Origin of the sequence: Bacteroides reticulotermitis JCM 10512 (assembly GCF_000517545.1) — a bacterium.
Classification (GTDB): domain Bacteria; phylum Bacteroidota; class Bacteroidia; order Bacteroidales; family Bacteroidaceae; genus Bacteroides; species Bacteroides reticulotermitis.
The window spans coordinates 34779-58679 of record NZ_BAIV01000014.1 but is presented as its reverse complement, the minus strand read 5'-3'; the positions used below and the strand labels follow the sequence as shown (position 1 = coordinate 58679).

Annotated in this window: 26 protein-coding genes and 1 pseudogene; 24 read left to right on the top strand and 3 right to left on the bottom strand. The window is 40.1% G+C overall.

The window, feature by feature from the left end; genetic code table 11:
- Window positions 1-4 precede the first annotated feature (4 nt).
- From JCM10512_RS09900 to JCM10512_RS09870, 8 genes are read left to right on the top strand one after another with little or no spacing between them, the layout of a single operon-like run.
- Entirely contained in the window at window positions 5-3403 is a 3399-nt protein-coding gene (locus JCM10512_RS09900; protein ID WP_158332202.1) for a SusC/RagA family TonB-linked outer membrane protein, read from the top strand.
- A 12-nt stretch (window positions 3404-3415) separates the two neighbouring features.
- The gene (locus JCM10512_RS09895; protein WP_044162621.1) at window positions 3416-4726 is read left to right on the top strand and encodes a RagB/SusD family nutrient uptake outer membrane protein; all 1311 of its coding nucleotides are present in this window, start codon (window positions 3416-3418) and stop codon (window positions 4724-4726) included.
- Window positions 4711-4863: a hypothetical protein gene (locus JCM10512_RS22760; protein WP_158332201.1), complete on the top strand. Its 153-nt coding sequence runs from the start codon at window positions 4711-4713 to the stop codon at window positions 4861-4863. Before JCM10512_RS09895 ends, JCM10512_RS22760 begins: the two co-directional genes overlap by 16 nt.
- A gap of 20 nt (window positions 4864-4883) precedes the next feature.
- Complete coding sequence (locus tag JCM10512_RS09890; protein WP_081741274.1) at window positions 4884-5663, top strand: DUF4843 domain-containing protein; 780 nt, start codon at window positions 4884-4886, stop codon at window positions 5661-5663.
- 14 nt (window positions 5664-5677) lie between these two features.
- Entirely contained in the window at window positions 5678-6175 is a 498-nt protein-coding gene (locus JCM10512_RS09885) for a PKD-like family lipoprotein (RefSeq protein WP_044162617.1), read from the top strand.
- A complete protein-coding gene (locus tag JCM10512_RS09880) occupies window positions 6175-7137 on the top strand; it encodes a hypothetical protein (protein ID WP_044162615.1) in 963 nt (320 codons plus the stop codon). Before JCM10512_RS09885 ends, JCM10512_RS09880 begins: the two co-directional genes overlap by 1 nt.
- A 2-nt stretch (window positions 7138-7139) precedes the next feature.
- Window positions 7140-7568, top strand: coding sequence for a DUF4369 domain-containing protein (locus tag JCM10512_RS09875; protein ID WP_044162612.1), 429 nt, complete (start codon window positions 7140-7142; stop codon window positions 7566-7568).
- Complete coding sequence (locus JCM10512_RS09870) at window positions 7535-8212, top strand: TlpA family protein disulfide reductase (protein ID WP_158332200.1); 678 nt, start codon at window positions 7535-7537, stop codon at window positions 8210-8212. Before JCM10512_RS09875 ends, JCM10512_RS09870 begins: the two co-directional genes overlap by 34 nt.
- 1025 nt (window positions 8213-9237) lie before the next feature.
- On the opposite strand, the gene JCM10512_RS09865 is transcribed toward JCM10512_RS09870, so the two are convergent.
- Window positions 9238-10293, bottom strand: a complete 1056-nt coding sequence (locus JCM10512_RS09865; RefSeq protein WP_044162748.1) for a linear amide C-N hydrolase — start codon at window positions 10291-10293, stop codon at window positions 9238-9240.
- 354 nt (window positions 10294-10647) lie between these two features.
- Here JCM10512_RS09865 and JCM10512_RS09860 point away from each other — a divergent pair, with 354 nt between their 5' ends.
- The 15 genes and pseudogenes from JCM10512_RS09860 (at window position 10648) to JCM10512_RS09800 (ending at window position 20882) form a co-directional block, all read left to right on the top strand.
- Window positions 10648-10860: a hypothetical protein gene (locus JCM10512_RS09860; protein WP_044162610.1), complete on the top strand. Its 213-nt coding sequence runs from the start codon at window positions 10648-10650 to the stop codon at window positions 10858-10860.
- A gap of 345 nt (window positions 10861-11205) precedes the next feature.
- A complete protein-coding gene (locus JCM10512_RS22480; RefSeq protein ID WP_148298352.1) occupies window positions 11206-11433 on the top strand; it encodes a hypothetical protein in 228 nt (75 codons plus the stop codon).
- A 42-nt stretch (window positions 11434-11475) separates the two neighbouring features.
- A complete protein-coding gene (locus tag JCM10512_RS09855) occupies window positions 11476-11907 on the top strand; it encodes an RHS repeat domain-containing protein (protein WP_221240149.1) in 432 nt (143 codons plus the stop codon).
- Window positions 11908-12346: 439 nt separating this feature from the next.
- A complete protein-coding gene (locus tag JCM10512_RS09850; RefSeq protein WP_148298351.1) occupies window positions 12347-12790 on the top strand; it encodes a hypothetical protein in 444 nt (147 codons plus the stop codon).
- Between the two features lie 204 nt (window positions 12791-12994).
- Window positions 12995-13387: a hypothetical protein gene (locus JCM10512_RS09845; protein WP_044162604.1), complete on the top strand. Its 393-nt coding sequence runs from the start codon at window positions 12995-12997 to the stop codon at window positions 13385-13387.
- Entirely contained in the window at window positions 13378-13626 is a 249-nt protein-coding gene (locus tag JCM10512_RS09840; RefSeq protein WP_044162602.1) for a hypothetical protein, read from the top strand. Before JCM10512_RS09845 ends, JCM10512_RS09840 begins: the two co-directional genes overlap by 10 nt.
- Before the next feature lie 151 nt (window positions 13627-13777).
- Entirely contained in the window at window positions 13778-14305 is a 528-nt protein-coding gene (locus JCM10512_RS09835; protein ID WP_044162600.1) for a hypothetical protein, read from the top strand.
- A gap of 283 nt (window positions 14306-14588) precedes the next feature.
- Window positions 14589-14729 carry a hypothetical protein gene (locus JCM10512_RS22755; RefSeq protein ID WP_158332199.1) on the top strand — a complete coding sequence of 47 codons (141 nt, stop codon included), beginning with the start codon at window positions 14589-14591 and terminating at the stop codon, window positions 14727-14729.
- 677 nt (window positions 14730-15406) lie between these two features.
- The gene (locus tag JCM10512_RS09825) at window positions 15407-15934 is read left to right on the top strand and encodes an RHS repeat domain-containing protein (protein ID WP_052517168.1); all 528 of its coding nucleotides are present in this window, start codon (window positions 15407-15409) and stop codon (window positions 15932-15934) included.
- A gap of 4 nt (window positions 15935-15938) precedes the next feature.
- Window positions 15939-16448, top strand: a complete 510-nt coding sequence (locus JCM10512_RS21345) for a hypothetical protein (protein WP_052517167.1) — start codon at window positions 15939-15941, stop codon at window positions 16446-16448.
- Window positions 16449-16681: 233 nt separating this feature from the next.
- On the top strand, window positions 16682-16912 hold the full coding sequence (locus tag JCM10512_RS22475) for a hypothetical protein (RefSeq protein WP_148298350.1): 231 nt from the start codon (window positions 16682-16684) through the stop codon (window positions 16910-16912).
- 34 nt (window positions 16913-16946) lie between these two features.
- Window positions 16947-17198 (top strand): hypothetical protein, encoded by a 252-nt coding sequence (locus JCM10512_RS09815; protein ID WP_206777881.1) that lies wholly within the window; start codon window positions 16947-16949, stop codon window positions 17196-17198.
- Between the two features lie 10 nt (window positions 17199-17208).
- Window positions 17209-17670 carry a hypothetical protein gene (locus JCM10512_RS09810; RefSeq protein ID WP_044162596.1) on the top strand — a complete coding sequence of 154 codons (462 nt, stop codon included), beginning with the start codon at window positions 17209-17211 and terminating at the stop codon, window positions 17668-17670.
- Between the two features lie 357 nt (window positions 17671-18027).
- A pseudogene (locus JCM10512_RS09805) lies at window positions 18028-20066 on the top strand (DUF3352 domain-containing protein).
- A gap of 57 nt (window positions 20067-20123) precedes the next feature.
- On the top strand, window positions 20124-20882 hold the full coding sequence (locus tag JCM10512_RS09800; protein WP_148298349.1) for a hypothetical protein: 759 nt from the start codon (window positions 20124-20126) through the stop codon (window positions 20880-20882).
- A 562-nt stretch (window positions 20883-21444) separates the two neighbouring features.
- Here the strand turns inward: JCM10512_RS09800 and rbp are convergent.
- Window positions 21445-21777 (bottom strand): RNA-binding regulator, encoded by a 333-nt coding sequence (gene rbp / locus JCM10512_RS09795; RefSeq protein WP_044162591.1) that lies wholly within the window; start codon window positions 21775-21777, stop codon window positions 21445-21447.
- A 32-nt stretch (window positions 21778-21809) separates the two neighbouring features.
- Window positions 21810-22244 carry a cold-shock protein gene (locus tag JCM10512_RS09790; protein WP_044162588.1) on the bottom strand — a complete coding sequence of 145 codons (435 nt, stop codon included), beginning with the start codon at window positions 22242-22244 and terminating at the stop codon, window positions 21810-21812.
- A gap of 548 nt (window positions 22245-22792) precedes the next feature.
- Between JCM10512_RS09790 and JCM10512_RS09785 the strand changes: the two genes are divergently transcribed.
- A complete protein-coding gene (locus tag JCM10512_RS09785; RefSeq protein WP_044162586.1) occupies window positions 22793-23839 on the top strand; it encodes a mannose-1-phosphate guanylyltransferase in 1047 nt (348 codons plus the stop codon).
- Window positions 23840-23901 lie beyond the last annotated feature (62 nt).

Here is a 23901-nt window from a genome sequence, read left to right as displayed (position 1 = left end):
GAATATGGAAAGACTAAAATTGCCGGAATGTCCGGGAAGAATTCCCCCTTGGAAATTCTTGTTTCTGTTTGGCGTGTTGCTCTTGGGATTGCAGAATCCCGTTTCGTCCCAAACGGATTCCCGACAGAAATTCTCACTCGATTGCCACAACGAATCGATGTCATCTGCTCTAAAGAAGGTAGAGCAAATGAGTCATTACAAAATCCTGTTTACGTACGACGAAATTCAAAACTACAAAGTAACTGCTTCTGTCAAAGAACGTTCCATAGAGGAGGTGATGCAGGCCATCATCGGGTCTTACCCGCTTTCTTACAAAATAGCTAAGAAGTACATCACGATTGCCGCCGTAAAGAAAGGTACGGAAAAAAAGATGCTTTTCGGTACCGTAGTCGATCAGGAAGGAACACCGTTGCCGGGAGTTAATATCACTACTAATTCGCCTACGATAGGCGGTGTGTCCGACATTAACGGAGGATTTAGTATTCCTTTGGCGAATGCGGAAGACGTGAAAAACGTAGTATTCTCTTTTACGGGAATGAAAAGAACGAGCGTCCCTTTTACGGGCCGTAAGCTGGCCGTTACAATGCTCGACGATACGCATGCAATTGAAGAAGTAGTTGTTACAGGTCTTGTTACTCATAACGCGAAGAGCTTTACAGGTAACGCTTCCGTATATAAAGGAGAAGATCTGAAAACGGTGGGACGTCAGAACTTGATTAAAAGTCTGAGCATCCTGGACCCTTCCATCAGTATAGCCGAGAATACGGAAATGGGATCGGACCCCAATACGATGCCCAAAATCAGATTCCGTGGTGAAAACTCCTTTCAGGGGTTTGAGAATATCGATAAATCCGGCTTGATGAGCGATCCCAACCAACCGTTGTTCATTCTGGATGGATACCAAACTACCTTGGAAACAATTGTTGACTTGGATATGAATCGGATAGAGTCCGTTACGATTCTGAAAGACGCTGCCGCCGGAGCCATTTACGGTTCGAGAGCAGCCAATGGAGTTATTGTAGTGAAAACCGTTCAGCCCAAAGAAGGAGAGTTGCGGGTCAGCTACTCGTTGGATGTAAACTTCGAATTGCCTGACTTGTCTAGCTATGACCTCTTGAATGCTCGTGAGAACTTACAATTGTATGACCGTTTGGGTATGTATCGACTCGATGACGGAACACTTAGTCCGGCATACAACCAGATTACCAAATGGGTAGCACAGGGAGTTGACACCGATTGGTTGAGTCAGCCTGTACGGAATGCGGTTGGACACAAACATTCGCTCAATCTTTCGGGAGGTGACGGACGTATGCGCTACGGACTTGATCTTAATTATTCCGGAAACCCTGGAGTGATGAAGAAGTCTTCTCGCAACAACTACGGGATTGGCGTCAATCTGTCGTACAACCTCAATGACAAACTGCTGTTTACCAACTACCTGACTGTGGGACAGCGGAAATCGACCGAATCGCCCTACGGTGATTTCAGCGACTATACCAAGATCAACTCGTTTTATCCCATTCACGATGAAAACGGAAAGTTGTATAAGTACTACTATTATGTAAATGAACAAGGAAGCCCCTACAACATCTGGGGAAATAGTAATAACATTCCCGTGAATCCTTTGTATGAGGCGAATGTAGGGAATGAAAAGAAGAGCGAGAACATGAATATCAATGAGAACTTCTCGTTCGACTGGACTATTCTGCCTACCCTGCGATTCAACGGACGTGTGAGCTATACCAAGTCTCAATTGAAGTCGACCGCCTTCCTCTCGCCCAACTCCGCCACGTATGTAGACTACGGTTTCACTACCGATACTGATACGGACGAAGATAAGAGAGGTAAGTACACCTACTCTGAAAGCTTTCAGGAATCATTGGAAGGAAACGTCATGCTGACGTATTCCAAAGTATTCGATAAGCACTTTGTTACCGCTTCGGCCGGTACTTCGCTTTCCGATTCAAAGAGTACCTTGTACGGCTTTACTGCTCAAGGTTTTGGTGCGGAAGATGCTGCCCAACCTGCTTATGCCAACGGTTACGAGGAGGGAGGAACACCTGCCAACTCGGAAGGTCATGCACGTATGGCCAGTTTCTTCGCATCTGCCAACTATGCTTTCGACAGTCGTTATCTTTTCGACTTCTCTTACCGTTTGGATGGTTCTTCGCAGTTCGGTTCGAAAGAGAAAGTCGCTCCGTTCTATAGCTTAGGTATCGGATGGAATCTTCACAACGAAGCTTTCATTAAAAGACTGGAGTTTGTCAATATGTTGAAGGTACGGGCTACGTATGGTGAAACCGGCTCGGTAAACTTTGCTCCCTATCAGGCGAGAGATATGTATCAATATACAAAGAACGACCGGTACGATGGCAATATCGGAGTCAATCTTCTTTCGCTGGGTAACGAGAACCTACGCTGGCAGAGTACACGCTCTTATGAGTTAGGAGCTACGGTGGGCGTGTTCGACCGGATCGACTTTTCGGTTGGCTACTACAACAAAACGACTTCGGATATGGTGCTTCCGGTAACAACCCCGCCTTCTGTAGGGTTCAGCAGCTATACCGAGAACTTGGGAAAGATGAAGAATCAGGGATACGAACTTTCTCTGCGTGCGTTCATCATTAAAAAACCGAAGTTCAACGTAGCTCTGTTCGCATCGGCAAGCCATAACAGCAATAAGATCCTCGCCATCTCTTCGGCATTGGAATCGTATAATAAGAAGACCGACTCCTCTACAGGATATACGGATCAGGAATACACGCAGGCTTCTCATAAGTTCCTAACTCGTTACGAAGAAGGTCAGTCGTCTACAGCTATTTACGCCGTACGTTCGTTGGGTATCGATCCGATGACAGGTAAGGAGTTTTTCCTAACTAAAGACGGTAAGCCGACTACCGTATGGAGTGCCGACAACAAAGTCGTGGTAGGAGATACGGAAGCTAAGGTTCGGGGAACTTTCGGAACGAACGTTGGTTGGAAAGGTTTGTACCTGAACGCTACCTTCTCCTATTCTTATGGCGGACAAGCTTACAACCAGACACTGGTTGACAAGGTGGAAAACTCTAATAAGTTCCAGAATGTAGATAAACGGGTACTGACTGAAACTTGGCAGAAACCGGGAGATGTGGTGAAATACAAAGCCAATCTGACCGCCCGCTATGTGCAATATTTCACGTATGCAAGTTCTCGTTTTGTACAGGACTTGAATTATCTGCAACTGTCTTCACTTTCTCTGCAATATGAGTTGCCACGCAAGTATATCTCTCCGTTGCATATGCAAAGTATGAGGTTGTCATTCAATATGTCCGACGTTTTGTATTTCTCGACGGTTAAACGCGAAAGAGGAACTTCTTATCCGTATGCCCGCACATTCACTCTCGGACTTCGTGCAAACTTTTAAAAAACAGAAGTTATGAAAAAAGTAATATATTCTCTTCTTACAGCCACCCTTCTAGGCTTTTCTGCATGCAGTGAATGGCTGGACGTAGCCCCGTCGACCGAAAAAGACCGGGACGATTTGATTGAAACCGAAGATGGGTTTAAACAGATGCTCTACGGAACGTACATCAATATGATTAACCCTTCGCTGTATGGTCATCAACTGACATATGGTATGTTTGAAGGCTTGGCCCGAAACTATGTTTGGACGCCTATTCAAAACTACAATTATCTATCGACCGATATTCGCCCGACTATTGACGCGATATGGTCGACTTCGTATAACAACATTGCCAATGTCAACAGCATCCTAAAGGATATTGAAACCCGTAAGTCTCTTTTTTCTAACGGAGAGGGTGACATTCTGGAAGCCGAAGCGCTGACGATGCGTGCCTTTACACACTTCGATCTTTTGCGAATATTCGCTCCTGCGTATACCGGAAATGAAAAGACAGTTGCCATTCCTTATGTCGAAACATACGAACGGGTGAGATACCCGCATATCACAGAGGAGAACGTTGTCAAGAAGATTTTTACCGATTTGGATAAGGCTGAGAAGCTTTTCAAAGATGCCGGCGATCCGATTCTCTCCGGTCGTACAACAACTTCTTCGGGTAAGGGCGAGTTTTTGGCTAACCGTCAGTATCGTTTCAACTATTGGGCGGTGCAGGCTCTCAAAGCTCGTGTGTATATGTATATCAATAACAAAACTGAAGCTCTGAACTATGCGATGAAGGTGATCGAAGAAGGTCCATTCGCGTGGGTAGACGCATCGGTACTTACGGGTGACTATGCCGACCGGGTGTTTACTTCGGAACTGATTTGTGCCCTGAACGTGCCGAAACTCAGTACGTATTATGATACCTATTTTACTTCTGAGAAGTATTCGCTTTCAGACGGATGGGGTATTTACGGGCTAAGCGTATTCGAGGACAGCAATGACTACCGCTATTTGTATTTGCTTAAGAATGATAAGAAAAACAATAAGGTGATTTCCAGTAAATACGATCAGAAGCCGCATTCTACTTCTACGTTGATGAAGGAGACTGTTCCTTTGATCCGCTTGGGCGAAATGTATCTGATCGCAGCCGAATGTAACATCACGCAGGAACCGAACGAAGCAATCCGCTTGTTGCGCGAACTGAAACTGCACCGTGGTTATTTGTCGGCGACAAAGGAATTGCAGCGGATGCATCCGAAACTCAGTTGTTGGAATATGTACGCAAGGAAACTCGCAAGGAGACTTATGCCGAGGGACAAACATTCTTTATGTACAAACGGTTGAAGTTGAACGCGATTCCCGAATTCAGCCCTTGGTCTTCAAGCATGACGACGCTGATGAAACCGGAATATTATACGTTGCCTCTGCCGGAAGATGAAAAAGAATACGGCAATATTCCTTCTTCTCAAACAGGTAATTAAAATCTAAAAATAACGACGATATGAGACCATTAATATATTTGTTATTGACAATGGGAGTGTTCTTTGCCGGAAGCTGTTCTACGGATGAAGTAGAGGTTTTCGACGCACACAACTACATCTCATTTAAATTTGATGTGAAGGATGAGGCTACCATTCCTTCCACCTCATTCACGTTCACTTTCTCGGATGCTTCTGTCACCGAAAAAACGTTTGAAATACCTGTGACGTATGCAGGGCGCTTTGCGGACAGAGATATGTCTTTTGCTTGGGAAGTGGTCGATTCGCTGACCACGGCTGTAGAAGGTGTACATTATAAGATCGATCGGCAGGCCGGTCAGTTGATTGCTGCCAGCCAGAACAGTGGATTGGCTACTGTTACACTGCTTCGTACGGCGGATATGAAAGATAAGTCATTCGAACTGACGCTTCAATTGGTGGATAACGAGTACTTCAAAGCCGGACCTATCGATCGGGTGAAAATCATTATTACCGATCAGCTTGTGAAACCCGACTGGTGGAGTGCTACACTCTACAACCGTTATCTGGGAACTTACTCTACTACCAAACTACGCCTGTGGTTGGAGTTCATGAACGTGGAGGACGGAACCGATCCTTTTGAGACCGAGAAGTATATCCAGTGGTTGGACTATGGCTCGGGAAACTATATTTATAAGAATTATAGGACTTCTGAAGTAGTCAGTACGATCATGGCGTTCAAGAATTGGCTTTACAATGACAAAGGCAATCCTTACGATGAGGATCTCAAAAAGCCGGTGGCACAGAGTTTAGGTAGTTACTAATAAAAAATACAGATATGAAAAAGATATATCCCATTCTATTTTCCGCGATACTGCTTCTGAATGCCTGTATCAGCGATGATGGAAATTATGATTATACGCCCCTCAAGGAAGTGACTATCGAGGGAGTGGCCGACTCGTATCGGTTCATCTTGCAGGAGCATCAAACGATTACTCCGAAGATTACCACCGAACTGACTGCTGATAACCTGGCGTATTGCTGGCGCATCGGAAACGATACGCTCGCTACAAGTCCGGTACTCGACTATACGTTCACGAACGTGTTAGCCTCGAAAGACCCTTTGACATTCGAAGTGATCGATCTCAGTACGAATGTACGCTACGCCAAGCGTATGGAGATTGCCGTTGTTTCTCCATTCCAGAGCGGATGGATGATTTTCAGTGTGCTGAACAACGCTGCTTGTCTGTCGTTCCAATCCTATGAAGACAAACTGTCATTGTACGAAGATGTTTATCAGGAAGTGAATGGAGAAGCCTCTCGGGTAGCCCATTAATGGTAAAGCAACTGCGTTATCAGGATGGTTCTACGGGAGCATATAAAGATCGTATCAGCGTTCTTTGCAAAGACGGAAAAAGTGCAGAACTAGATGGTAGCAGTCTGCTTCGGGTGAAATATTACGAAGATGAGTTTCGCCCCGGAGGTCTGCAGTTACAGAATATCAATGCAGAATACTACGGTAACGATTACTCCTTGTTCATGATTCATAAAGGGAAGATCTATTCGAAGCTAACCGGCTCAATGGGTACACCGGAGGACGCCTACTATCAGTATCCGTTGGAAGGAGACGCCAAAGATTATCAGATAGGAGCTTACTTTACCAAACCTCACAGTGACTATTATGTGACGTTGGATGAACTGAATCATCGCTATGTATACTTCAATCGTTCATCACTGTCAACCATCGTATCGTCGCTGAGTGTTGATGAGGCTAGTTCTACCCGCGACTTTGATCCGAATAACGTAAAAGGAACTTCGGTCTGGATGGGACAAAGCAAAGATCAGAAAGCGCTTAGCATCGTCAAAACTCCGGAAGGAAAATATGTGCTGGACGTGATGACTTCCACCTATGCGGGCATCTTCACATTGGTGGCACGTTATGAGTTTCCGGATGGAGCGGTCAATGACGAAAGCTGTTTCGCTCCGCATCGCAATATACCTTACTTGATGATTGGTACAGGCAATCAGTTGAAAGCACTCAACTTGGAAGCTCTTTCGGCAGGTGCAGGTGCGCTGAACAATATTGCGACTTACGAAGGTAGAATAGCTGCTATGCAATATGCTTATGACATCAATAAGAACATTGATGAATTTGGTATCGCGATAACTGGCAGTAACACCGAACGCACGGGCAGCTTGTTGATTATCAATCCGACGCTGACAGCGGGTGGCGAAATTCTAAAACGTTACGACCACGTTGGTGGAAAAATAATAAGTATTTGTCGAAAAATAATGTAAGAATGAAAAAAGTAATTTACCTGGCATGTCTCGCCATGCTATTCTCTTGCCAAAAGCCCGGCTTCCGTATTCACGGAAACGTGTCCGATGTTGAGGACGGTACCATGTTGTACCTTAAACTAGTAGGACCGCCTGCCGTTGCCATTGACAGTACCGTCATAAAGAAAGGCGCCTATCGGTTTAAAGGCGGAGATACACCTAAACCTATCTGGGCAACATTGTCTTTCAAAGATAAGTTTGTGCCTTTAGCCGATTTGTATCTCGAAAACGGGGATATCCGTGTTTCCGGCAAACGTTATCAGTCTACGGCAATAGGAACTCGTACAAACGAGGAGAGTCTGGTTTTTAATCGGGATGTCAATCCTTTGTATGGCGTAATAGGTGGCTTCATACTACCTTGTCTCAATATACTGGCAATTCTGAGCACGTAAAGGATAGCTTAAAGAACGAGATCAAACAGAAAAACGAGCAATTGGAACAGGCTGAGATGAACTACATTCGCACGTATCCGGCTTCCATTCTTTCGTTGCGTCTGCTCAACTATAAATCGGCACGGATGACCGGTCAGCAATTGAAGGATGCGATCACGCTTCTCGATACTTGCTTCAACAATGATCCGCAGGTAATCCGCATGCGAGAGTATGCCGAAGATTTGAATCGTACGGAGGAGGGTGTTCCCGCACCCGATTTCACCGTGACAGCTGAAGACGGTAGTAGCTTTACTTTATCCGCCGAGAAGGGAAAGTATATCTTGCTCGACTTCTGGGCTTCGTGGTGTGCACCTTGTCGCAATGAATTTCCCAACATCGCCCGTTTGGAAAAGAAATACGGTGGTGAGAAGTTTAAAGTGATCGGTATCTCGTTGGACAAGAATCTGGATAAGTGGAAACAGGCTCTGAAAGAGGAGGGATGTAGCTGGTTGCAACTCAGCGACCAGAATGGGAAAATAGCCAAGCAGTATGCTGTGTTGACCATTCCTCACATCGTACTTATCAGTCCGGAAGGGAAGATTGTCAGCAAAGGACTCCGAAAGGATGCACTGGCGGATAAGCTGAGCGAGATTTTCGGAAAATAAGTCAGTGGTGACTTTCAGAAGAACTGTCGCTATTTACGCAATTCTTTGAATCATCCTTTTGAATTCCCCCAATGGGGGACTATTAAATATTCGTTAGTTGGGAATGAGTCCGGTACACATCGGACTCATTCTTTTTTTTGTCTTCTTATTCCTTTCTTTATTCTTATTGGGTTTCTTGATTGGCTTTGTCATACTATGTTTTCTGGTAGGAAATCGGCTTGTCTCAGAATGGATAGGATCTATTGTGCGAGTACCTTCATTGTATATTTTCAGTAGTTGAGTCACGCAGTGTTTATAGAACCGCGAACGATGTATTGATCACTTATTTAGTACGAAGCAAAGAATCGTAAACTGAAATCAGGTAAAGCAGTGAGAACAGTATGTAAAACCAAAGGCTGTAAGGCAACTTAGTACGAAGAACAGAATAGTGACAATCAAAGATGCACGTTAACAAAAAACGTGTAAGCTGAAATCTGGCAGAGTCACACTATACTCTTCCTCCAAAAAGATCAGGTCGAATTAAAAAAAGATCAGGTTGATTTCAGTGAAAGATCAGGTTGAATTTCAAAAAGATCAGGCTCTTTTTTATTCTTATATGATCCCTGAAAGATATAGTATTTCCATTGGGCTTTCTGCGTTTGATGATGTACATATTGCAGTTCTTTAAGATATCTATGCAATCCGAAAAAAAAGATCTAGATGTTTATAAAAAACGTCTAGATAATCCAGTGCAATCATCTCGGTCATTTTATGAAAAGGTCGAGGTGATTTACACTTCTATATTTAAGTTGAGAAGCTGTTTGGGTTTGTACTTTTGGGTCTTACATTGAATCTCTTTCTGAAATAAGGTATCGTATCAGGTTATGCCATGCTGTTTGTATAACTTTGACTTCAGCTAAACACAGCTGTGCCAACGTGGTGCACTGTTATGACATCCTCAAACTAGGCATCTTTTCTATCTGCTGATAAAACAAGAGGTGCCTCTTTTGAGACACCTCCATTCATTTTGTATGATATAAGTTCGTTTATATTCCTAAGAACTTGAATGGTTGACTGGCTTGAAATGAGCGGTTCGATTTTCCGCTGTATGTGGCAAAATTATTCAAATCCAATTTCATAACACTTCCCTTTTCGCTCAGATCGAAATCTTTCAACTCAACCCAGAACGTGTTGGGCGTTAATGCTGTTTCGAAAAAGTAAACTAAGTTTCTTTGGTCAGACACCGAACGCCAGCGGGTAGAGGAGATGTTAGGTTCTTGTTCGGAAGAGATACCGAAGGGAACCGAACAGTTGCGAATGACACTGAATACACTGGCAACCGCTGTACGAACGTCACTGGTTTGAGGTATGGCATGTATATAATAGGAAGCACGAACAAAGCGGTCCGCAGCCCGATTGGTTCCCGGCAACATGATTGTGCCCGGTATTCCTTTCCAATATTCGTCCAAAGCGAGTTGTTTCTCGAAGATGGGCGAGTTGGTCATCGCCACATAAGTCGGGTCATGATGAATGGTTAGTTTGCCGTTGATGTATTCAAAAATGGCATTGTCTCCATTGGCATCCGACAAAGATAGATGAAGCGTTGTAAATTTGTCCGTTCCCGGAATATAGTCGCTCACCACAATGAATGGTTCGTTCTTCATATAGGAAACCGCTTCTTCCACCGTTGCGAAATTGTCCAGCATATACTGTGCCCACAACGAGATAGATAATCCTTCTTTGGGACCGGCCGGGTTAAACTTGGCATATTGTGACTCAACCAACCACAGGATATTGGCAACCAGTCCTTTTTCGTTCATCCCGTCGGCTGTTGCAATATCCCAGGCACTTGCAATGATACTTCCGTACTTCGAGGTCCATTGGGTAGACTTCGGACCGACCTCACCGCTTCGGTGAATCCCCTTGGGGAACACCCATAAGTTAGCATCTATCTCACTCTTCCAGTCCATGGACCGAGCGGTTATCACAGTCTTGTCGGGACCTTTGTAAACTACCCGGGTACAAGCTGACGCATGCGTCGTAAATGCAAAATTACCTGCTATAAGCAATGCAAAAAGAATCGAAATGTTTGGTATCTTCATAATTTCCATGTTTTAATTGATTCATATGTATAAAACAGTGAAAAAACTTATTTGTTTATGACAAAAACGGTTATTTTCAGGATTCTAAGTTTTTAGTGAATGTAAAGAGAATGCCAGTTTGTCGTGTCAAAAATAGTTTTTAGGATGGAGATTTGAGAAAGGTGTATAGCTGTTTTTAAATTCGATCCCTATCATTAGAGGCTTCTGTAATTATGAAGGCTATCTTTTCCTGTGTTTTATAGCGGAAAATGTTCTGCAATCACTTCATCCTTTTTTCAAATTAATAGAGTTTAGGGTGTTGTATGTGAGGAGATTGAATATAGTTGTGATGATTATAGTAGCCAAAGTAAAGATTTGAATAAAGATATTGCTATTATTAAATATAATTTATTAGATTTGTCAACAGAAGTGAGTGCGTTCTTGATGAAATATGTAAAACGAGAAAGAGATGAACGTAACCAAGAGCAAGCGAATGTCGCCAAAAGTCTTGACGCAAATGTGTCAGGCGTTATGCCCAATAGAGCCGCTGCTCTTAAAAGAGATCTTAATGATGAGGAAGGAAAATAAAAATATAATTTGGAGTTTCTGCAACAGGGGTTGGTGCAACAGCTGTTGAATCTGTTAGTGAAGGTATGCAGCCTCAAAAAACTGTATCACAACAACCTTCAGTGCAACCTGAAGTAAAACCTAAGGAACTACCACAGCGCAATATTTGGTGGCAATCAATTTTAAATTTATTCCGATGAAACATATTAATAACATAGCAGTATATGCAACTTTAATTTTTGCTGTCAAGAAAATGTTTTTTTGACAATTACATAGATTTGGGTATAGTAGACAAACACTATGGTATAGTTTTTTTTATATTACTATTGGTGTTAATAGGTTGTAAAACTTTCAATAAAATGAAAAATGAAAAATAGAAACTTAGTATATAGATTTTTTTATTACTCAAATATAATAGTAGATCGTCTTTTTTGGGGGTATTTTCTTTTAATGGTTATATATCGTTTTTGTATAAGTGAAGATATTCCTTTACTATTATCTTATTTGTTTTTTCTTTTGCTAGGAATATATTGGGGATATAAATTGGCAAGGGAAGCATATGATTATTTGAAAGCACATCAAGAAGATAAATGACCGGTATATAAGTGATTAAAGGTAATTTATGAGAATGGCTCTTTGAAGTGTATCTTGGTCGATAGTGGATATATTGAAAGTGGACAATACCACTTCTACCTCTGCGACCACTTGGGGAATAACCGTGTTGTGGCTAAGGCGGATGGTACAGTTATTCAAACGAATCACTATTATCCTTATGGAATGACATTTGCTGAGAGCACCTTTATAGATAAACAGCCTTATAAGTATAACAATAAAGAATTGGATATGGAGAATGGTCTGAATTTATATGATTATGAAGCTCGTCAGTTAGACCTAGGTGTTCCAAGGTTTACTACGATAGATCCATTGGCGGAAAAATATTATTCGATTAGTCCGTATGTGTATGTAGGGAATAACCCAATTTTATATGTTGACCCAGATGGCAGGGAAATATGGATAGCATTTAATGTTACTAATAAGGCTGGGGCTACGACACAACAAAAAGTTTAGTACAAGGATGGTAAGCTTTACGGTACTGACGGCAAAGCATATACAGGCGGAAATAAATATGCTACAAAAGTTGTGGGAGACCTAAATTAATTAACAAAAGATAATACTGATTTAGCGGGAAGAATTACCACATTACAGGATAGTAAAAATATTCATACTATTAAAATGACTGCAAACCCTGACGATGGTAATGCAAACTCTCCTATATCTCAATATATGGTGGCAAGCCTATTCCTGCAAAATTATTAGATGACGCTCATAAGTAACAAAAATACTATGAGATACCCATGTCCGAATAAAGTTTCGGGCACATAAGGGTATGACTAAGGATATTCAATATGTAACCAACATGTCAAATAGGCACTGTCTATATCTGACATATAATAAATAAAAATTTGAACATATGAAATTGTTTTTTTTATTACTACTAAATTCGTATATGGTTAGCAAAGGAACGCAAGGTGCTTTTATTGATAAGGTCTTAACAGATTTTGAAAGATACAGTTACTATATTTCTTTCCCAATGACGAATGGAGAAAGATATATTATCGAAAACGATGACTTTTTCTATTATCTGCAAAAGCAAAATGCTGTAGATAAAGAGCAGTATCAAAAAGAAATTAAAGAAAAGCTAATTAAAGGAAGTTCAATTGATATTCTAAATCCGAACTCTAGTTTTATCAAAGTGCCAAACGTTCCAAGCATTGAAACTAATGTGAAGAAAGGCATTGATGAATTTATAAAAACCTATTTTGATAACGATAAAACTTTAAAAGATGGCATTACAGATGATGAGAGAACAGCCATAATACAAAAACTCTTTGAATGGAAAGTGGCGAGTAAAATAGATGACGAAACAGGATATTTAGTAATATCAAGATAGTATATTCCCTTAGTTCGCCGTAGTGTAGTAAAATAAGGCAAACGCTCGGCATAGCGTCTCGCTATGTCGCAGTTAAAAGCAAGCGTCCACGCTTGCCAAGAGAAAAAAATCGAGTAGGAAGAATATGAAAATTTTCTTCCTACTCGATTATATCCGTATCCGAACAATTTTTACTACTTTTGTAAATCCTTGTTTCTTGAAAAAATGGGTTGCGTAAAACTGCACATATTAGACCAACAGTATAAAAACACTGAATTAAAGGTAAGTTACACCAACAAAGAACTGACCTCGAAAAATAGTGTTGTAAATCTGCGTAGGCGTACGCTTGTGAATAGGATTGACCCAGATGGACGGGACTGGTATTATGATAAGGATGATACACGGCAATTCAACCCAGTTTTAAATAAATATTATCAGGTCAGAGTATTACAAGAGGGGCAAACTTATATTAGTGCGACTGATATTGTGAAAAATAAAAAAGGGAGAGTAATCGAAGAATATCGTAAAGATGGAAGTATCATGTATGCGAATGAATCAAGTGGATATGCGCGTGTTTGGAATAATTCTAAAAAACAGGTAATGAAGAGATGGGGGTAGCTACAGATGATGGTGTTTCGGTTCTGCCAAGTTATAAAAATGACGGTAGTACAGCAACTCCTGAATATTATGATTACTCTTGGAAGAACGGAGATTTATTTGACCCTGTTACTGGAAAAACTCAACCTACACTTGGAACAGTGCACACCCATCCTGATCCTGGCACAGGAGATCCTACCGCTAGTGTCTATGACGTGCAGTATTTTTCTAACGCTACACCCGATAAAGTTTTATGGTAATGGGGCATGATGGTAAGGTGCATATGTACCGTGCTTATGGTCGAAGCCAATACTACGCAATTATTTTACCATCTATAGGAGGTCTTAAACCCACAATACAAGGTTTAATGGGTGATTATCAAATGAAAGCATTACTTAAAAATAATAGAAAATGAAACAAACGATTTTACTCATAGTTTTAATAGTTTGTGTGTTTTATACAAGTTGCAATTCTCCAAGTAATAATAAAGTCTGTATGGATTTTCAAATTCATTCCATGGAGGAAGTTTTTTTTAATGAGCAGATGGATAGTTTTTTGACGGCTTTTTTGGACGAAACTCAAGAAAAAGGTTGCATTTACGAACTGTATGTGGATAAAAAAAACATGGATGAATATCAATTATCGTTACTTTGTGGTCGTGGTAATAATATTCTTTTTCGAAAGCGCTCTGTAAATTACACCGTGATAAGAAGTGAAACCATTTATATTTATTCTGGCATAGAAGATTTCGTCAATAAAGATACTCTTAGTATCAATCCCAGGTCTGTTATGCCAGAATATCTTCATGCTTGGTACAAGATTATTTTGCCAGACACGAGCTATGTAGTTAAAGTAAATTCAATTATAATCAACCCATTTTGTACGGCAACACTAAGAAGGATTATTGAATTTGAACCACCAAATATTAGTCAACAATAATATGTGATAAATTATCGAATTAAAATAACATTGCCCTATTCAGAGGTAACTAATAAAAGACAATTGATGTCTATTATTTAAAAAGTGCAGATAATAGTTCTGATGTAGCTCCTCTATAGAGAAGCGAATCGATAAGTGAAGGTAAAAGTATTGGAGCTCAAACACAATTTGATTTTTCAGCAAAAAGCAAAAAAGAGTTTAAAGAAAGCACAAGCGTTCCAAATTCGGATTTTACTACCGTTGTACACGAAATACGACACTAATACGATTATGATACGGGAATATGAAAGATAGCCAAGGGAAAAGCGGAGCAAAAGACCCCGCAGAAAAACGAGCTGTAAACAACGGAAATCGTGCAAGAAAGATAAAAAAACTACCTAAAAGAATAACTTATGGAGAGGAAAAAATTCAAGGACTTGATTAGACTTTCTGCTTTGATTGTGGCATCAATAGGGATATTATGCTGTTCAGTAAAATCAAAGCTAATTTTTGAAAATTGCGAAATAAATTTATTAACGCAGGGCGATTCTATTGTACCTTCACAATATGGCTGTTTTGTTTTTTTCTGTAAAGGAATAAATAACAACGTCGTCAAATTACAGTACAAAGAGTTAACAGAAGTATATCAAAGTCAATTTAATAATTTAGATTACAATGACTTTTGATTCAAATTATTGAATCAAAAAATCACTATTGACGTAGGGGATAGGTACTATTTTCAGTTAGATGATAGTGTTTATTCAAAATACGGAAGTTGAGATTTTGACATGTTTTTAGGCTATTATTGTAAAAGTAATGAAGACGGAAGTTATCAATTAACAAAATCATTATCACAAAGCGAATTAAATACGTTCTCTTATTTACTCTTTACAAATGGTTATTTTGTTACTTTTGATGATAATGTTGGAGTATATCGTATTAATTTTAAGAAAAACATCTTTCGTTGTGAGTGAATTGTAAGCCCCCAAGAGTCTGTGCAAAAAAGACTTTCGGGATTCACTTTAATCCTGCGGGGTTTGTTTTTTCGGGGGAATTTTCGGACTGTTTCCCGCCCCTGCGAAGCGCCTGTGCTATTCCTCCAACGCCGAACAGCCTTTCGAGATGAGCGAAGAAGAACAGCAAACAGCTATAAAATACATGAAAGACAAAAATCCTCTTTGTGCATGTGCGAACTGTCAAAAGCCGAAAAACAGGCGGCACACACAGCATTATCCACCTGAAGACATTGAGTATGCTTATGATGACAATGGCAACCAAATTAAAGATTTGAATAAAGGAATCACTGCTATTAAATATAATTTATTAAATTTGCCAAGACGGATAAGCTTTAACGGGGTGAATAAGCCGGAAACTGAATATGTTTATTCCGCATCAGGTACTAAGCTATCAGTCATGCACCGTTCCTCTACAGAGAAGAGAACCGATTATGTTAGTTATGTGATTTATGAGAATGGCTCTTTGAAGTGTATTTGGGGCGATGGTGGATATATTGAAAGTGGACAATACCACTTTTACCTCTGCGACCACTTGGGGGATAACCGTGTTGTGGCTAAGGCAGATGGCTCGGCTGTTCAAACGAATCACTATTATCCTTATGGAATGACATTTGCTGAGATATGTAAGGAGTAATCCTATGAAATTTATTGATCCGGATGGGAGAAACCCTATATTTGCAATGTTTAGAGCCTATAGAGGATACAAGGCTTATAGGGCGGCAAGAATAGCATCTGTAACAACTGGAGTTGCAGATGCAGCAGCGGTAACCACAACAGTGGTTGTATCTTATAATTACAATTGTTTTCTAAATCCTGATCGAGCAGCAAAGGTGGAACAATCATTACTTGATGGAATTAGGGATGTTGTAAATCAAAATAATGCTGTTTCTCCAGAATATAATAACCAGCGAAAACGAGAAAGAGATGCAAGAGATGAACGTAACCAAGAGCAAGCGAATGTCGTCCAAAGTCTTGACGCAAATGTGTCAGGTGTTATGCCCAATAGAGCCGCTGCTCTTAAAAGAGATCTTAATGATGGGGAAGGAAAACAAAAATATAATTTGGAGTTTCTGCAACAGCTGTTGAATCTGTTAGTGAAGATACACAGCCTCAAAAACTGTATCACAACGACCTTCAGTGCAACTTGAAGTAAAACCTAAGGAACTACCACAGCGCAATATTTGGTGGCAATCAATTTTAAATTTATTCCGATGAAACATATTAATAACATAGCAGTATATGCAACTTTGATTTTTGCTGTTAAGAAAATGTTTTTTGGACAATTACATAGATTTGGGTATAGTAGACAAACACTATGGCATAGTTTTTTTTATATTACTATTGGTGTTGATCGGTTGTAAAACTTTCAATAAAATGAAAAATGGAAAATAAAAACTTAGTATATAGATTTTTTTATTACTCAAATATAATAGTAAATCGTCTTTTTTGGGGATATTTTTTTTTACTGTTTATATATCGTTTTTGTATAAGTGAAGATATTCCTTTATTATTATCTTATTTGTTTTTCCTTTTACTAGGAATATATTGGGGATATAAATTGGCAAGGAAAGCATATGATTATTTGAAAGCACATCAAGAAGAAAATGATTAAAGGTAATTTATGAGAATGGATCTTTGAAGTGTATTTGGGGCGATGGGGATATATTGTAGGCGAACAATATCACTTCTACCTCTGCGACCACTTGGGGAATAACCGTGTTGTGGCTAAGGCAGATGGCTCGGTTGTTCAAACGAATCACTATTATCCATATGGAATGATATTTGTTGAGAGCATCTTTATAGATAAACAGCCTTATAAGTATAACAATAAAGAATTGGAGATGGAGAATGGGTTGAATCTATATGATCATATCCATGAAGTATTTTGTAACCTCTAAACAATAGAATATGAAAACGATTGGGATATTTATCATTATACTTCTTTTGTCAAGTCAATTACGAGGACAAGAGAATAATCAATTGGAGAGCATGATTAAGGTGAGTTTGAATTCATATGTAGGGAAACTAAAAGAATCTTCAAATAGTACATATCCGTATTTTTCAATTGATAATTATCCTCCTCATTTTAAATTTGAAGATACCATACAAGGTATTCCTATCAACTATATTAACTTGCAAAACAGATCTGCATGTGAGAAAGAACTAAAAAAGGGGGTAGGAGTAATCTCTTTAACTAGATTGCAATTAGAGAAAACTAGCTTGAAAATAACTTTTGCCATGTACAATGCGAAAATTGAAGGAAAAAACCACCTCCATATGGCAGTTGTAGAATCAACGACTTTTGTTTATATATATTCTTGTGAAAAAGAGAGTTGGATTTTACAAGAAACTAAATACGGTGGCGTGTAATTTTTTAGCAAGATTACATTTACGTAGTACGAAAACCCTTTGAATTATAAATAGAATCCGTCCCCTTTGCCGAGTTTGTCAAATGAACAGTGTTTATGATATACTTTGAGATAGTAATTAATGTAACTTTCTGCATTGCTTGTCTATTCCAAAAACTCCAAAAAAGTTCATCCAATGAGGACTTTTATTTTCTCGAGGAGTGGCTAGCAACCTATTTTTTGTAGAAAATGAACTTACTGGTGCTTATCCTACAATTTTAGTGAATGTAAAGAGAATACAAGCTAATTTCGTCAAAAATAGTTTTTTAGCTAATAGGTTTGAGAAAAATATTTATCTTTGGGGAAACATTAACTAACTATGGACCAATTAAACAACGGAAAACAAGAGATTAACATTGAAAACGGAAAGAAAAAAGGGAGTCGGAAATTTGTAAAAAGAACGCTGGTTACGCTGCTATTGGCTTTGGCGGTATATGTGGTATACTCCATCGTCCATTTATTCGTTTCACCCGACCGCAACGTACAGCAGATCTATTTGGTTCCCGAGGACGCCGCTTTTATCATTCAATCATCGGCCCCTGTAGAAGACTGGGAAAAGTTTAGCCAAAGCGATACCTGGCAATGTTTGAAGAAAGCAAAATCCTTTGCGGAAGTCACCAAGAGTGTGGAAATGCTCGATTCGGTGGTCAAAAGCAATAGCGCGTTGTTGTCGCTTGTTGGTAAACGGGATGTGCTTATCTCACTCCATAAAACTCGTGCGAGGGACTGGGACTTTCTGATTGTAGTCGATATGCAGAAAGCGTCCAAAATGGATCTGTTGAAAGATCAACTCGAAACAGTACTCACAGTAGCCGGCAGCTCGGTCACTAACCGGACATACAACGGAATTAATATTCTGGAAATGCGTGATTTGGAAACACGCGATATCTTTTATACCGCATTTGTGGATAATCATCTGGTGGCTTCTTATACTTCCAAGCTTGTTGAGTCGGCCATCGATTCACGCAACAAACCTAAGATTGGGCTCGATCATGCGTTCATCGAAGCTGAAAAGAAGGTTGCCGGTAAAGGACTTATCCGGGTCTTTATCAATTACGCACGCTTGCCTCAGTTCATGAGCATTTATTTGGGTGAAAAGAACGATACATCGACCTGTTCAGTCAATCGATGGACTTTGCCGGACTTTATTTTAATACCGATAAGGTTCGTATGGAAATGAAAGGGTACACTTTGTGCAAAGATACCGCCGATCCCTATGTGGCAGCTTTGCTGAATTCGGGCAAACATTCGATGAAAGCGCATGAAATACTCTCCGGACGAACGGCGCTCTACACGAATATTGGCTTTAACAATCCGGTGACTTTTGTCAAGGAGCTGGAAGAAGCGCTTGCAGTTCATGACAAACAGTTGCATGATACGTATAAAAGCTCGCGGAAGAAGATCGAAGGATTATTCGGAATCTCATTAGAAGAAAACTTCCTGAGTTGGATGTCGGGAGAGTTTGCCGTTACACAATCCGAACCCGGATTGTTGGGACGCGAGCCTGAACTGATTTTGGCTATTCGAGCTAAGAATATCAAAGATGCCCGAAAGAACATGGAGTTTATCGAAAAGAAGATCAGACGCCGTACTCCGGTTAAGATTAAAACAGTCAACTACAAAGACTTCGATATTAACTATGTCGAAATGAAGGGATTCTTCCGTCTCTTTTTCGGAAAACTGTTTGATAAGTTTGAGAAGCCCTATTATACCTATGTGGACGATTACGTGGTTTTCAGCAATAAGGCAGCCTCTCTGCTTTCTTTTGTAGAAGACTATGAGCAGAAGAATCTCTTGAAGAATAATCCGGGTTTTAAAAACGCACTCTCGTATTTGAAGTCAAATTCTACGATTTTCCTATATACAGACATCAATAAGTTCTACCCATTGCTGAAGCCAATGATGAATGTAGCTACATGGAATGAGATCGAATCGAATAAAGACGTGCTCTATTCGTTCCCTTACTGGACTATGCAAGTAGTGGGAGATGGTAGTTCCGCTTCCTTACAGTATGTGATGGACTACAAACCGTACAAGCCCGAAGAATCTGTTGTCGTTGCCAGTGATGAAGCCGATGAGGAGATGAACGAAGATGCTGAAACCGAAAAGGAGCAGATGAGCGAACTGAAGCGTTTCTATATCGAGAAATTTCAGGGAAATGTTTTGCGAGAGTTTTATCCGGAAGGAGCGTTGAAAAGCGAAGCTGAAGTGAAGGGAGGAAAGCGCCACGGACGTTATCGCGAATATTATGAAAACGGTAAACTGAAGTCGCGTGGAAAATATTCGAATAACCAGCCTAAAGGTACATGGAAGTATTATTCCGAGGAAGGTAAGTTCGAGAGTAAAGAGAAATTTTGATTTCAAATTCCTGATTCACGCTGTGAATTTATATAGTATAAACTAAATTAAGATGTTATGAAAAACTATTTATTATTAGCTGTTTGTTTGTCGTTCACGTTGATGCTTTCGCCAACCGAACTGTTTGCTCAGCAAAAAGTTACCCGGATTGGGCTTACAAAAGCTGCTACCCTGACAACGAAAGGTTTTATTGATAAGAAGTCGGTCTTTAGCACGACTGCCTTGGATAGCCTTCTGAAGACCGACGACTACGTTATGCTTATTTCTTCTTACGAAGGATGTATGCCGTGTGAATGGCTTCGGACGAGTGATATTTTCGAGAATTACCCGATCACACCCTACTATACCGACTTTCTTTTAGGGGATATGAATCAAGCTATTCCATATACTTTTTTCGTGACCGGTTTTCCAACTTGTTTCTTTTTTGATAAAAAAGGAGAGATTGTCGCTGTAACTTCGGGAGTTGCCAACTATGGCGAAAAACTCGACAAGATCGTCAAAGATAAGGAACCGATCTGTGAGCATGAAATAGAGGGGATTTCCAAAGAACTATTGCTGCCTTTCTTAAATTATTCCTATAAAGCAAGTAGTGCGTACATAAACAAAGAGATGTCCGATGTGTACAAGTACGCTAATAAGGCCTTGGAGATTTGTCCCAACTTCTACAATAAATATCTGCTATATCAATATTACTTAAATGAGAAGAATCTCGAATCTGCCAATAAATACAAAAAGTCGGCACTCGACGATGCCGGCAGACTAGATCAGATTATCTATAAGAAACTGATAAAAGAACTGACGGGAGAAACCGAGTAATAGGCTGTAAAACAAAAGATAGAGAGCTTGCAGGATTTGCTGCCGGCTCTCTTACTATCACTACTTGCCAACATAGAACGAATCGTTTCGGAATCCATTTTCTGCACATAGACTAGTGCTTTTAATGCAAAAGTAAAAGCAGCCAAAGTCCTTTTTGTCATTTTGGTGCATGCAGTGGCTACAGAGCGGTATCGTCCTCTTGATAGTACATGCTAACTGCAATTAGTACGAGCCTATCCGCTTTGCTAATAGGGATACGCGTAAGGGCAGGTCAACGAATAAGGTTGCGTAATTTTTCAATGCAACAATCATTTTTTTTAGAGGTATAGCTGTGAGTGGGAGTTGATGACACGTTCTCCCTGTTTATCTTAATAATATATACATATGTATAAAAGGTGATCCCTAATTAGCCCGGTGCCCAGGAGTAGGGTAGCTAAAAAACAAAAGCAATGAAGAAAAGTAAAACTTAACTTCATTGCTTTGAATTTTCAAAAAAGAGTGTGCTTTGTGATAAAGTAAACTTTACAGGCCTTTATTCTCGCGGCACGTCTCCTTAATATAATTAGTATCTACGGCCGTATCCACCGCCATTACCGCCACCACGGTTGTAACCACCGCCGCCATGACCGTATCCACCGCCATTGCTTCTTTCAGTTCTTGGGCGAGCAACGTTTACTGAAATAGTTTTTCCTTCGAAATCAGTATTGTTTAGCTCGTCGATAGCCTTTTGGCCTTCGCTGTCGTCTGGCATTTCTACAAAGCCAAAGCCGCGTGAGCGTCCAGTTTCACGATCTGTAATAATTTTAGCAGAAGTAACTTCTCCGTACGTTGCAAATAATTCCTGTAAATTTTCGCTTTCTGTGCTAAAATTTAAATTCGATACATAAATGTTCATCTTTTCGTTTTTAATGTAATTAATTATTGTTTTTATTTCTCTAGAACGATTTTCACGGCATTCATACCTCTATCGCCTCGCTCTAATTCATAACTTACTTTATTGCCTTCGGCTATATTAGCCGGAGCGTTGCTAATGTGAAAGAAGTATTTTTCTGTGTTGGTTGTATTTTTAATGAATCCAAAACCTTTATCAGGATTGAAAAAATCAACGCGTCCAATCAATGGAACTTCTTCCACGAATTCTTTTTTAGGAGTTGACACTTCAATATTCTCGATCTCGATTTCTTGTTTCTTATTCGGATCGGGAGGAGTGTCAGTTATCATGCCATTCTCATCAACATAAGCGATCATATCATCAAATGATCCGCTTGCACTAGCTTTACGTTCTTCTTTACGCTTCAGCTTTTCTTGTTTTTTCTGTTCTTTTTTCTTTTGTAATTCTCTTTTGTTAAATGATACTGCCATGGGCTATTTTTCTTATTTTTTAGGTGATTTCTCAATTAATATTTTTGCAATAATTTCATTGCAAAAATAATTTATTCTTCAGTCTTTTCAAAGTAATTGTCTGATAACTCACTTGTTAGACCTTATTTTTAAAATTCTCAAAAATGTGCTATATCCATTACTCAGCACTCTTTTGAGAGTATATAATAAAACAAAAGTTGATTTTGATTTCGATTTTGACGATGGGTAGGTCCGTAAGACAAAAACGGATCAAATTGCTGTCAAGAAAGATTTAGCATAAACTTCGTTTGTTTATCTCGCAAAGATAAGGAATTAACTTGACTTTAACTATTTTTCTACCAGTATTTTTAAAAAGATGCGATCTTTAACATATTGATGCATGCCTAGATTTATTTAGACCTTTGATTTGTCAATGAGTTTGTCTGATTCGCATCTTTTCATTGTATCCACAAATCTTTGGCATTTTCGTTTGTCTCTTTCCGCGATTTGCAGTATCTTGCACCCTTATTTATAAAGAAGTTTCAATTAAGGGGAATTGTTAGATGCCTATGGATAATCATATTGTAATTATGGCAGGCGGCATAGGAAGTCGTTTTTGGCCTATGAGTACACCGGAATGCCCAAAGCAGTTTATAGATGTGATGGGATGTGGTAAAACATTGATTCAATTGACAGTGGATCGTTTCAAGGGAATCTGTCCGCAAGAGAATGTGTGGGTAGTTACCTCGGAAAAGTATGTAAGTATTGTACGGGAACAGTTGCCCGAGATACCCGAAAGCAATATCCTGGCCGAACCTTGTGCCCGAAATACCGCTCCATGTATAGCGTATGCCTGCTGGAAAATTAAAAAGAAACATCCGAATGCCAATGTCGTGGTGACACCTTCCGACGCGTTAGTCATCGATACGGCTGAGTTTCGGAGAATAGTAGAAAAAGCACTTCACTTTACGGCAGAGAGTAGTGCCATTGCCACGTTAGGCGTTCGTCCAACCCGCCCTGAAACCGGATACGGTTACATTGCGGCAGGGGATGCGATCTTGGCTGACAAAGAGATTTTGAAAGTAGACGCATTCAAAGAGAAACCGGATAAGGATACAGCTGAAGCCTATCTGTCGGCAGGCAATTACTTCTGGAATGCCGGAATATTTGTTTGGAACGTACGTACGATTACTGCCGTGATGCGTGTATACGCACCCGGTATTGCTCAGATATTCGATCGGCTTTTCCCCGATCTCTATACCGAAAGAGAAGATGAAGTAATCCGAAAGTTTTTCCCAACTTGCGAAAGCATCTCCATCGACTATGCTGTGATGGAGAAGGCTGAAGAAATTTACCTTCTGCCGGCATCGTTCGGATGGTCGGATCTCGGAACCTGGGGAGCACTTCACGGTTTATTGCCTCGTGACAATTCCGGAAACGCCGTTATCGGGCAGGATGTGCGCCTATATGAAAGCAAGAATTGCATCGTACATGCAAGCGAAGAAAAACGAGTTGTGGTGCAAGGACTCGATGGTTATATCATTGCCGAAAAAGACAATACCCTGTTGATCTGTCGCTTGGAAGAAGAACAGCGTATCAAGGAATTTTCTCAATAAAGGGCCTTCCAATCAGTGGCCTGTCTACTGGCAACTGCCTGAATGTATCATATCACTTCCAT